General features: G+C 59.6%; 10 protein-coding genes and 1 tRNA gene. 3 read left to right on the top strand and 8 right to left on the bottom strand.

Annotated features, from left to right (window positions below; all coding sequences use genetic code 11):
* Positions 1-23 precede the first annotated feature (23 nt).
* Positions 24-128 carry a hypothetical protein gene (locus MA884_RS28115; protein ID WP_256232960.1) on the bottom strand — a complete coding sequence of 35 codons (105 nt, stop codon included), beginning with the start codon at positions 126-128 and terminating at the stop codon, positions 24-26.
* A gap of 266 nt (positions 129-394) precedes the next feature.
* Positions 395-482, bottom strand: a tRNA-Ser gene (locus tag MA884_RS24435).
* Positions 483-606: 124 nt separating this feature from the next.
* Here MA884_RS24435 and MA884_RS24430 point away from each other — a divergent pair.
* Positions 607-1278: a Bax inhibitor-1/YccA family protein gene (locus tag MA884_RS24430; protein WP_256232921.1), complete on the top strand. Its 672-nt coding sequence runs from the start codon at positions 607-609 to the stop codon at positions 1276-1278.
* Positions 1279-1684: 406 nt separating this feature from the next.
* Positions 1685-3034, top strand: a complete 1350-nt coding sequence (locus tag MA884_RS24425; RefSeq protein WP_371134815.1) for a hypothetical protein — start codon at positions 1685-1687, stop codon at positions 3032-3034.
* 41 nt (positions 3035-3075) lie between these two features.
* Here MA884_RS24425 and MA884_RS24420 read toward each other — a convergent pair whose 3' ends face one another.
* A complete protein-coding gene (locus MA884_RS24420) occupies positions 3076-3513 on the bottom strand; it encodes an Lrp/AsnC family transcriptional regulator (RefSeq protein ID WP_256232920.1) in 438 nt (145 codons plus the stop codon).
* A gap of 134 nt (positions 3514-3647) precedes the next feature.
* Between MA884_RS24420 and MA884_RS24415 the strand changes: the two genes are divergently transcribed.
* Entirely contained in the window at positions 3648-4541 is an 894-nt protein-coding gene (locus MA884_RS24415; RefSeq protein ID WP_256232919.1) for a DMT family transporter, read from the top strand.
* 18 nt (positions 4542-4559) lie between these two features.
* Here MA884_RS24415 and MA884_RS24410 read toward each other — a convergent pair whose 3' ends face one another.
* From MA884_RS24410 to MA884_RS24390, 5 genes are all read right to left on the bottom strand, one after another.
* Positions 4560-6185, bottom strand: coding sequence for an NADP-dependent glyceraldehyde-3-phosphate dehydrogenase (locus MA884_RS24410; protein ID WP_256232918.1), 1626 nt, complete (start codon positions 6183-6185; stop codon positions 4560-4562).
* Between the two features lie 213 nt (positions 6186-6398).
* Positions 6399-7313, bottom strand: a complete 915-nt coding sequence (locus tag MA884_RS24405; RefSeq protein ID WP_256232917.1) for an autotransporter outer membrane beta-barrel domain-containing protein — start codon at positions 7311-7313, stop codon at positions 6399-6401.
* Positions 7314-7607: 294 nt separating this feature from the next.
* Entirely contained in the window at positions 7608-10031 is a 2424-nt protein-coding gene (locus MA884_RS24400) for an autotransporter outer membrane beta-barrel domain-containing protein (protein WP_256232916.1), read from the bottom strand.
* Positions 10032-10196: 165 nt separating this feature from the next.
* Positions 10197-10961: an endonuclease/exonuclease/phosphatase family protein gene (locus MA884_RS24395; protein WP_371134816.1), complete on the bottom strand. Its 765-nt coding sequence runs from the start codon at positions 10959-10961 to the stop codon at positions 10197-10199.
* Between the two features lie 215 nt (positions 10962-11176).
* Entirely contained in the window at positions 11177-11941 is a 765-nt protein-coding gene (locus MA884_RS24390) for a PIG-L deacetylase family protein (protein WP_256232914.1), read from the bottom strand.
* Between the last annotated feature and the right edge of the window lie 8 nt (positions 11942-11949).

The following is an 11949-nucleotide window of genomic DNA, read 5'->3' as shown; positions in this document are numbered from 1 at the left end:
ATCGCTCCAGTCCGATCCATTATCTAAACAAGGGCATGGGGATCATTCAACAAGCGTAGGCGGTTTTGCAGTGCACCACCATATTTGTTGTCACGACGATTGGCATGGGCGCAGATGAACGGGGTCACGAGGAAGCCGTTCGTGCAGTGCAGTTCGACACCGCCTCGATCCCGGCATTTGCAATCCAGTTCATGCTTTTGGCTTGAACGCCCCAAGGTGGCTCATTCTTCACATTTTGGTCGAGCTATTTGGTTTGGCCGGGAAAGTGATATCGCAGGGGTGGGGTTGCGAACATGATTGAAAGATGCGGAAACGACCCGGAGATGGCCCAACAGAAACTGCGAACCCAAGAAACGACAAAGCCCTGAAAAATCAGGGCTTTGTCGTATAAAGATGGCGGAGGCGATGGGATTCGAACTCATGGACCTGTTACAGTCGACGGTTTTCAAGACCGTTGCCTTAAACCACTCGGCCACACCTCCGTATTGCGTTGCGGGCGCCATAATACCCGAATGAAACACACTGTCAAACTCTCTACGTAGCTTGTTACAGAGCGTCTGTTATCATCCTTGCCACTGAATGTTTCAAAACCGGAGGAGTGTCGCCATGCGCGAACAGGATTACGCAGTGAACAACAGCGTGCAGGCTGAGCAGCTAGAGGTTAGCCGCGTCCTGCGCAACACTTATGGCCTGCTGGCACTCACGCTCGCTTTCAGCGGTGTGATGGCCTTCGTTGCACAACAGATGCGTGTCGGCTACCCGAACATCTTCGTGGTGCTGATCGGTTTCTACGGTCTTTTCTTCCTCACCAACAAGCTCCGTGATTCGGCCTGGGGCCTGGTTTCGGCCTTCGCCCTGACCGGGTTCATGGGCTTTCTGCTCGGCCCGATCCTCAACCGTTACCTGGGCATGCAGGGTGGCGCTGAAGTGGTCAGCTCGGCATTCGCCATGACTGCGCTGGTGTTCGGTGGTCTGTCGGCCTACGTACTGATCTCCCGCAAGGACATGAGCTTCCTGAGCGGTTTCATCACCGCCGGTTTCTTCGTGTTGCTCGGTGCGGTAGTTGCCAGCTTCTTCTTCCAGATCAGCGGCCTGCAACTGGCAATCAGCGCCGGCTTCGTGCTGTTCTCGTCGGTCTGCATCCTGTACCAGACCAGCGCCATCATTCACGGCGGCGAGCGCAACTACATCATGGCGACCATCAGCCTGTATGTATCGATCTACAACCTGTTCATCAGCCTGTTGCAACTGTTCGGCCTGATGGGTCGCGACGACTGATTGCATGCGCGATATGGAAAGCCCGCTTCGGCGGGCTTTTTTTCGTCTGTAGTTTTCCGTTATGGCCAATGGCCCGCAAAAAAGCCGAATCATGATGGCGGCTTTGAATAATTGATCTACAACTATGACAAGGGATTGCATTGCCAAGGGCGGCATGAGGTTGACCGGTCAATCACTGCGCGAAATCTTCGCCACGTTCTCCCCCGATATCGTTCGCATTCGGCTATCAGAGCCAGGTCTGACTGCGCCCGTTTTTCAGGTGCCAAAGGAGGTGTAGGACACATCAATGAGCGTTATCCGTGAGCCGGCCGGGGCAATGCGCTTTGGCCCAATAACAAAGGAAGCCCTGCGCATCAATCAGGAGATCGATGATTTTCGCAGGCGTTGTCCCTATAAGGAGATACCGATGATTCAGTCCCACGCAAAAATCGTTGCACTCATGGCCTTGGCAGGCGGGTTGTCCATGGCCAATGCCCATGCCGGCGCCTTCCCTGATTTCGGCTTCGCCCCTCCCAAGAGTGAATATTCCGGCCCTGCGTTCCAGCTCAGCCAGAGCTATCCCACCACAGCCCCTGGTGCTGCATCGATGCCGGCGTTCTTCAAGATTCTGCCCACGACGCGCAGCAACGATTTTGAAACCTGGCGGGCCTACATGGAGGGCGTCAAACAGTATTGTCTGGAGGGCAACGCCGAGACCAACTGGAATGTGCAGGAAAACACCGTCCGCCAGTGGTATCACATGCCCTGGCAGCATTACGGGCCGAGCGGGCGTGAAGGCATCCACGGGCTGACCCGAGAGGCGCCCATCCAACCCAAACAACTCGCCCACACGCAGTTGGAGTCCGGTCAGACTTATGCGGTGGGGATCTATAACGATATCGGTGCCTATACCATCGGCCAGGTCTGGAAAGATCCACAGAATCCTGACCCAAGCTTCACTTCAAAACCCAAGAGCTTCTCCAACGGCACCGTGGTGTGTAAGGCGTTGTATGCGGACATCGATGTCAATTCGGTGCCGTCGCTGGCCAATCCCTTGCTGCTGGATGCCTACACCGCGGTCACGTTCACATCCACTGATCGAGTCGTGAAAAAAGTGGCGTTGATCCAAATGGACATTGCCGTGCGTGACACACGTATCAGCGAGACCGGATGGCTCTTTGGGACCTTTCAATACAACGGCATCGATAAAAGCAAAGGCGACTGGGAAAACCTGGTGCCGGTCGGAATCATGTGGGGGAACGACCCTGAAGTGACCAGCAGCGAGTTCACCAATCCGACCCCGACAGAAACCAAAATCAACCCTGCGTTGAAGCAGAGCGCGATCAATGCCAATGCCAAGGAGTTGCCGCCGACCCACCTGGGGTGGAACGGACGCCTCAATGGTCCGGTGGACAACCCCCAGGCTTCATGCCTGAGCTGTCACATGACTGGTGAATACCAGCAACTGGCGATCATGAACCCGACCTTCCAGGCCAACCCACCAGCGCCGGGTACTGAAGAGTGGATGAAATGGTTCCAGAACATCCCCGCCGGCCAACCCTTTACCCCGGGTACCCAAAGCACGGACTACAGCCTGCAATTGTCCGCAGCCTTGGCCAACTTCTATGACTGGAAATGTAATCACAGTGGCGTCTATGCCGACGGCAAGAATGCTTGCGAAAAAATCGTGCCTCTGAAGTTGATGAAGGCAAGCAACGCGCCTCAGGATGAGGTGCAAAAAGTGCAGCGCAGTCCTGAGCTGGAAGACCTCGAGTAGCATAAAACCCGGCCTCGGATGACACCGAGGCCGGGTCAGGCTCAGGCCATGGGCGGCAGTCGCCGCTTGACCGGTGTCTTCTTGACGATGGCGGTGTTGGTTTCCGCCAGAACATTGAGCTTGTCCAGCAAGGTGTCCAGCTGCTCCATCGAGCGCACATGCAGGCGGGCGATGAAGCAGTCATCGCCGGTCACCTTGTCGCATTCGGTAAATTCAGCGATGGCCTGGATTTGTCGTTCCACTTCCTGCAACTGCCCCGGTAGCGGGCGGATGCGCACAATCGCCTGGAGCTGATAGCCGAAACACTTGGGATCCACTTCAACGGTGTATGCCCTGAGCACGCCACGCTCCTCGAGCCTTCGAAGCCGCTCGGCGACGCTGGGGGAGGACAGGCCGCTCAGGTTAGCCAGGGCCTTGAGTGAAAGTCGGGAGTCTTCCATCAGGGCGCTGATGAGAATTTGGTCGATGTCGTCAGTCATTTTCCGCTCCGTTAGGTCAATGCTCGCAATTGCCTTGATAAAAAAGGTTGAAAGCCAGTTTAGCCTTTTTCATGTCATGGAGGATCGCCCCTTCGGCTCGGCATACTGTGCCCACTTGCTGAAGGAGCTTGAAGATGGACAAGACCTTACGTCGCGGTTCGCTGGAAATGACCGCCGCCATGTTGATTTCCGGAACCATAGGCTGGTTCGTGCTGGTTTCGGGCGTTCCCGTACTGGACGTGGTGTTCTGGCGCTGCGTGTTCGGCGCCGCGACTTTGCTGTTGATTTGCGCCGGTTTCGGGTTCTTGCGCCCGGGTATCCTGACGCGCACCACTTTCCTTTTGGCGGTCCTCAGTGGCGTGGCGATCGTGGGCAACTGGGTGCTGCTGTTTGCCTCCTACTCCCGCGCCTCGATTGCCATCGGTACGGCGGTATACAACGTTCAGCCGTTCATGCTGGTAGGGTTGGCGGCGTTGTTGCTGGGGGAAAAAATCACCGCCCAAAAGCTGTTCTGGCTGGCGGTGTCGTTTCTCGGCATGTTGGCAATCGTCAGCGCCCACGGTGAGCAAGGGCAGGGTGGCGGGGACTATCTGACAGGTATCGCCTTGGCGCTGGGGGCTGCGTTGCTGTACGCCATTGCCGCGTTGATCATCAAGCGTCTGACCGGGACACCGCCGCACTTGATCGCGCTGATCCAGGTCAGCACCGGTGTATTGCTGTTGGCGCCCTGGGCGAACTTCTCGGCATTGCCGCAGCGGCCCGAGGCCTGGGCTAGCCTGATAACCTTGGGCATGGTTCATACCGGTGTGATGTACGTGTTGCTGTATAGCGCGATTCAACGGCTGCCCACCGCAGTGACCGGCGCGTTGTCGTTCATCTATCCGATCGCGGCGATTTTCGTTGACTGGTTCGCCTTCGGTCATCGCCTCGAACCGCTGCAATGGCTGGGGGTGGCGGCAATCCTTTTGGCGGCCGCCGGCATGCAACAGGGCTGGGGCATCAAACAGCGCCGTCCAGCCCTGCCATAATCCATCGTCCGGGCCGGGTCAGAAGATGTAGTCGGTGGTCAGGAAGTTCGAGTCCCGCTGGCGGATAATGTCGCTGATCAGCGCCTTGTTGCTGTCCTGGAACTTGGTCGCTACCAGGGTGCGGATCGAAAAGGTGCGCAGCGCATCGTGAACCGACAACGTGCCCTCGGCCGAGTTTTTCCGGCCGTTGAACGGGAACGTATCCGGGCCCCGCTGGCACTGGGCGTTGATGTTGATGCGTCCGACCTGGTTGGCGAAGATGTCCACCAGCCTGCCGACTTCGGCCGGGTTGTTGCCGAAGATGCTCAACTGCTGGCCGAAGTCGGACTCAAGCACGTAATCGACCACGGTGTTGAGGTCGCGGTACGGCACGATGGGGACGACCGGGCCGAACTGTTCTTCGTGGTAGACCCGCATTGCAGTGTTCACCGGGTAGAGCACGGCCGGGTAGAAGAACGAACCCCGGGATTCGCCACCGTGTTTATTCATCACCTGCGCGCCTTTGGCGACGGCATCGGCCACCAGCGAATGCAGATAATCGACCTTGCCCGCCTCGGGTAACGGTGTCAGTGCCACGCCATCTTCCCACGGCATGCCGGGTTTCAGGGCGGCGAGACCAGCGTTGAATTTCTCGATGAATGCCGGTGCCAGGTCTTCGTGGACAAACAGGATTTTCAGCGCTGTGCAGCGCTGGCCATTGAAAGACAGCGAGCCGGTCAGTGCCTCGCTGACGGCGTTGTCCAGATCCACGTCCGGCAGCACCAGGCCGGGGTTCTTCGCGTCCAGGCCCAGGGCAGCACGCAAACGGTGCGGGCGCGGATGGAGTTTTTTCAGGTCGCTGGCGGCCTTGTTGGTGCCGATGAAGGCAAAGATGTCGATCTTGCCGCTGGCCATCAGCGCGCTGACGGTTTCCCGGCCACTGCCGTAGATTACATTGATCACACCGGCCGGGAAGCTGTCTCGAAAGGCTTCCAGCAGCGGCCGCACCAGTAGTACGCCGAGCTTGGCCGGCTTGAACACCACGGTGTTGCCCATGATCAATGCCGGAATCAACGTGGTGAAGGTTTCGTTGAGCGGATAGTTGTAGGGGCCCATGCACAAGGCCACGCCCAGCGGCACACGGCGGATCTGTCCGAGCGTATCCTGTTCCAGCTCAAAGCGGCTGGAGCGACGGTCCAATTCCTTGAGGGCATTGATGGTGTCGACGATGTAATCGCAAGTGCGGTCGAATTCTTTTTGGGAGTCCTTGAGGTTCTTGCCGATTTCCCACATCAGCAACTTGACCACCGCCTCGCGTTGTTCGCGCATGCGCACCAGAAAAGCCTCAACATGGCGGATGCGTTCAGCAACGCGCATCGTCGGCCACTGCCCCTGGCCGCGGTCATACGCGCGGACGGCTGCGTCCAGGGCGGTGAGCGCGGTCTGTGCATCCAGCAGCGGCGTGCTGCCAAGTATCACTTGTTCGTCACCCTGCGGGCCTGCCAGGTACACCGGGCTGCGAACAACCGCCAACGGCCCTTGCCAGGTTTGCAGGACGCCATCGATCAGGTATTCGCGCTGCTCGAGCGGTCCATCAAGGCGGTAGGCGTGCGGAATGTCGGCAGCGCCGGGAAACAGGTTGGCGAGAAAGTTGGCTTGGGTCATGTCGTTACTCCATCAATGAAATGAGCCATGGGCTGACGGCTTGCAGGCGTAAATCGCTTTTAGGGTTATACGCCCAAATGGCGGTGCTTTTTAAGTGCCGGGGGCGAGGGACAGGGCTTTTTTCGACGCCAGGGGCGTGGGGAGGCGGGATTCATTGCCGGCAGGCATGGCGAGCCGCCAATACATGGCTGCGACCCGCCCTGAAGCGGTGGTTTACCAACGCATCCGTACCCCCAGGCTGCCGATGAGGCCGTTCAGGTCGTTGTCATCGACGTCGCTGCTGTAGTCGGCGCTGATGTAGAGACTCACAACCGGCGTAACCCGCGCCACCAACCCAAGGCCTACTTCGACAGTGGAAGATTTGCGGCTGCTGCTGATCTTGTCGACTTTGTCCAGGGTCAAGTTATCGGCGATCTGGACGGTGTGCCACAGGTTGGTACGCACGTAGGGTTCCACGCCCAGGCCATTGACCTGGTATGAGCCTTTGAGTCGCGCGCCGACGCGCCCGCTCCAGGTGTTCAGTTCATTGTTGGTGCCGTTCTCGGCATTGGGGCTGTCGAGGGTGATGCGCTGGTTGATCAGTTGCGCCTGGGGTTCGACCACCCAGTGGTCGCTGATGCCGATGGGAAATCCACCTTCGACCGACAGGGTGACGGCATTGCCTTCGGCCGCCTGGCGCTGGCCTTGTTCGGTACGGCTGTAACCGTTGACTCGCCCGCCGCTGGCGCTCAGGTCCACGTGCCAGCCTGCGGGGCCGGTCAGGCTCCAGTAGGCGCCCAGATGGTCGCCTTGCAGATTCAGCTTGTCCTTGCCTGGCTCGACCATGGCCGGTGTCACCAGCATGCCATTGACGCGGGTGATGACTTGATTCTGTCCACTGATCAGGCCCATGCGCTGGGTGTGACCGCTGCCGTTTCGCAGGGTGAAGAGGGCGGGACTCTTGCTGGAAGCGGGGTCGTTGTCTATGGAGGCGGTGTCCTGGCTGTCGGAAGGTGTTCGGCCATACCAGGGTTGCGACGCTTCCTCGGCGGACCAGGCCCGCACCTCCATGGATGAACACAGCAGCAACGAAGTCGAGAGGGTGTAGAGAGTGGTGGTGATCTCTTGTGGACGGAGGGAAGTTTTCATGGAGGCCTGCCTTGCAATCGCATGCGTTTCTCGCTTATGGCGTCTCTCCTACCCCGAATGAGGGGCGACCGAATGGATTGAGGCAAGCCTCGGGCGGCCCGCTGTAGCGGGGTTCCGAGGCCTGCCCCTGACTGTATTTCCGGGGGTAGTACGTTGTAGTCAAGAAGACGGGTGCCGTCGCGTCAAGAAAATGAACGATGAATGGCAAACTGAAATCAGTGTCAATAAATAACTGATTTTTTTCAGTTATCCAGATCGGTGAATTGACGTCAATCAACCGTTTCGTTCATCGACTCACCAACTGATTCGGACTCCAAGATTGCCCGCCACACTCCGCTGTTGAGTGCTGTCGAGGTCATGGCTGTAGTCCGCAGCCGCATAGACGCTGACCGTGGGTGCCAGGCTCACGATGACGCCGACGCCCAGGTCGCCGGTGGAGGCGCGTTGCTGGGTCTCGATCCGATGGGCATCGTCGAATGTCACCGTATCGGTGCCGGAAAAGGTGTGCCAGACGTTGGCCCGCAGATAAGGCTCCACGGGCGTGCCGCTGACCAGGTAGCGCCCCTTGAGCCGGGCGCCGAGGCGACCGGTCCAGGCGCTGTCGGAGTCGAATTCGACCCTTGAGACCCCGTCGTCCTGCGTATCCAGGGAAACCTTCTGATGGATGACCTGGACCTGGGGTTCCAACTCCCAATCAGCCGCTACGGCGAATGGATAACCGGCCTCCGCCGACAAGGTCAGGGCGTGCCCGCGATTATCGATTTTAAGGCCGCGCTCGGAGCGGTTGTCGCCGTTGAGCCGTGTGCCCATGACCACCGCGTCAACGTAGCCACCGCTGGGATCGGTTAGGGTCCAGTACAACCCGTAGCTGTCGCCGTCGAGCTCTATCTTGCCGGCGCGTCGGCCCTGCCAGCCCAGGTTGAAACCGTCGACATTGCCGTTGAGTTCGGTATGGCCGACGAAGAAACCGATGCGCTGGGTCTGGCCGCCGGACATCGGCGCGCTGTACAAATCATTGCCCACCTGAAAGCCCTTGATGGAGCCGTCCAGACGCGGGGTCACCGTGCCGGGCCAGGTCTGGTCCAGATCCTTGCCATAGACCCGGCCCCAACCTGCTCCAAACGCACCGGTTTCGGTGAGCAGGCGCTGGTCGCCCTGACGGTCATGGAACGTGCCCAGAGCCATCAGCGTCAGTTGTGCCACCGCGGGAGGCAACACCGACCAGGTGGGCACTTCCGGGCGGTACAAGGGAATGGGCGCAGCACCGGGCACTGCCACCGGCAAGGCCGGCAACGTCGGGCTGGGCACCGCTATCGGCCCGGCTACCACATCTGAGCGCAGGTACCAGCTGTTTTCATTGCCGGCCACGCCTCCTTTGAACAACTGGTACTCGAAGGCGCCGGCCGAGACCGATTGCGCCAGCGAGAAGGCACCAATGTCGCTGACCGCGCCACCCTGAGCCTGGACCAGTTCGATGCCGTTCTGGGTGGTCTGTGCGCCTACCCCGCCCAGATTCGTGACCGCGATTGATGTGCTGCCCGTGAGTGTTCCGCCATTGACCACCAGCTTGTCGCTGGCAGAATCGTCGGCGCCGACCACCGTCTGCAGGCGTAACTGGCCGTTCGTACCGACATAGTTGCCTTGCACGGTGAGGGTATCGTCGGTGCGGGTGTTCTCGCGGGTGAGGTCAATGACGCCGTTGTTGTTAAGTGTAGCCAACTGGCCGGCGGTAAACGGGGCAACGCTGCCCTGGGTCGACGTCAGTGTGCTGCTGCCATCGATCGTCAGGGCCCCTGTGCCGGTGGCGCTGTCACCCAGTACCAGTGTGTCATCCAGATCCAGGCGTGAGTCCCGGATCAGGTTGATTGTTTCCCAGTTGGCATAACGGGCACCCGTGCCGGAGGTGCTGTCCTGAAAGGTCAATAGGTCCTGGCCCATCCCGCCATCCACACTCGGCGTGATGGCGAGCCGTGTTTCGTCAAGGGCGCGCAACACGGCGGTGTCGCTGCCTTCACCCATCAGAACGGCCGAGTGGATGAGGCCACCGCTCCACTGCAATCGGTCATCGCCGGCACTGGCCCGGACTTCGCCGATGATTTCGCCACCGCTCACGGTGATGCGGTCGTTGCCCCCGCTGACGCTGACATTACCGCCAATGCGGCCTGCGGACAGGATGATGGTGTCGTGGCCGAAACCGGCCACCAGGTTGCCGATGATCTGCCCGCCCGACATGTCGAACACGTTGTCATCGAGTTTCATATCAACTCGACCGATGCTGCCGCCGGACATCCGCGCAATGTCGCCGTCTTCGAATGCATCGACGATGGTGCCGCCGGTCATCGTGAACTGATCGAGGCCATCGCCTTGGGAGATGGAGAGAATCCTGCCGCCATTCATCACGAACACGTCGGCTTCCGAACCTTGCTCGACGTCGCCGTCAATCACGCCATTGGCGTTGATCTCGACGCGGTCGGTTCCGGCGTCGAAGACGACATCGCCCTGAATGATACCGCTGCCGTTGGCCGGCATTGTCAGGCTGTTGTTGCCCAAAAGGTCTGTCAGCCCGGGGCTGGTACCGCTGTCACAGACATACACGTCATCGCCCGCCGTTGGCGTCAATGTGCAAGCCGCCATGGCAGATGAAGCGGATAACAGGAAGGGGGCCGATACGCATAAGGCGTGGAACAGCCGATTGAAACCCTGATCGCGCAAGCTCATGTGCTATCCCTCTGCATCGGCACCCGTGTTATGCCGGTTTCAGCATCGGTTGCACTACAGAAGGCACGCAGGGCCTGGCAACGCTCGCTGTATGGAAAGGACCCTATCAACGAATAACGAGCGTCGCTACTGTCAGAACTTACAGGTGCTGCGCGGTGTTGGGCATCACAAATGCACCTCCACGAACAGCGGCAGGTGATCGCTCAAGTGCGTCCAGGGTTTGCTGCCCAGGATCTGCGGGGCATGGCTGGTCGCGTTGCGCAGGTAAATGCGGTCCAGGCGCAGCAGGGGGAAGCGGGCCGGGTAGGTCCTCGCCGGACGACCGTGGTGGTGTTCGAAGGCTTCGTGCAGGTATTGGCGTCGGGCGAGGGCGGTATTGCCGCGCAACTGCCAGTCGTTGAAGTCACCGGCGATGATCACCGGCGCGTCTTCGGGCAGCGAATCAAGCAGTTGGCAGAGAAGCTTGAGCTGCAACTGGCGATGGCTTTCCAGAAGGCTCAAATGCACGCAGATCCCATGGACTTCGGCGTGGCCCGGTACGTCCAGCACGCAATGCAGCAGTCCGCGCCGCTCGGGACCGGTGATGGAAACGTCGAGGTTACGGAACTGGCGGATCGGGTATTTAGACAGTAATGCGTTGCCATGATGGCCATCGGGATACACCGCGTTACGGCCATAGGCAAAGTCGCTCCACATGCTGTCGGCAAGGAACTCGTACTGGGACGTTTGAGGCCAGTTCTCGTAGCGCGACGCGTGACGATCGTGTTCGCCCAGCACTTCTTGCAGGAACACCAGATCGGCACCGGTGCTGCGTACCGCTTCACGCAGCTCGGGCAGGATGAAGCGACGGTTGAGGGCGGTAAAACCCTTGTGGGTATTGACCGTCAGAACCCGTAGCCGATGGACCGCTGCGGGTGTGTCCAAAGGCATTGATTTGGCGGCTTGCCAGTTGGGATCACCAGTCACGTTCACTCCTGAATCAGACATACCTGTTCATGCGACTTATGGAGACTGCCGCAGTTCCGGATTTTTCCCGTTGCCGAGTCACTCACGTCACACGCTGACCCACCGTTATCGCGAGCAGGCTCGCTCCCACAGGACAGTGGTGGATGCAGCTTTTGTGACATCCCCCACAGTGGCAGTGGTCAGATGAACACAATCTCATAAGGCAAACCCATGCGGTCAAGAATGACCCGTGGCACCAGTGGCGCGATGCCGCTGGCGGGTTCGCCGTTGAGTTGGCTGGCGTAGGCGTGCATGGCGTGGCGTTTGCGGGCGGTGGTCCAGATATCAAGACGCAGCTTGCGTGCCCGGTGCCAAGGGATCTTGTTTTGCTCGCGTACCGGCCAGTGCCAGGCCCACACCGGTAACTCAATGAACACCGCCTCGATGCCTTCGGCGGCCAGGGCTCCGGCGCGGCCGACCGTATCATGGTCGCTGTCACCATCCTTGCGCCAGGTGCTGAACACAACGTCTCCCGGCTTCAAGTACCGAGCGATGAAAGCGCTCAGTTGTGCCTCATGTTCGGCAAGGTTTTTTTCCGGGAAGCCGCCGCGCACCCACTGAAAGCCATGGGCCGGTACCCCCAGGCGATGCAGGGCGTCCACGCTTTCCTGAGGATGAGGGCGGTAGGTATGCTGACGCTCATCGGCCCACAACGGTGAGCCGGGATGGCTGATGCTGCCGTCAGTGACCGAGACCAGCAATATGGGATGGTCCAGATTGCTTAGCAATTGGAGCAGGCCACCACAGGCTCCGACCTCATCGCCAGGGTGCGGTGCGAGGATGACGGCGCGGGCGCCAGCGGGAATGAGTGTCTGGGTGCTGATAATGGGAATGTCGGCCAACTGGGGGGCGCTGTTCCATATTTGCGGATGCTGCCGACCTTGCAAGCGAGAAGCGAGTTTCATGGGAGACG

The organism is Pseudomonas sp. Q11 (assembly GCF_024494355.1).
GTDB classification, from domain to species: Bacteria; Pseudomonadota; Gammaproteobacteria; order Pseudomonadales; family Pseudomonadaceae; genus Aquipseudomonas; species Aquipseudomonas hefeiensis.
This window is presented reverse-complemented; position numbering and strand designations above follow the sequence as displayed.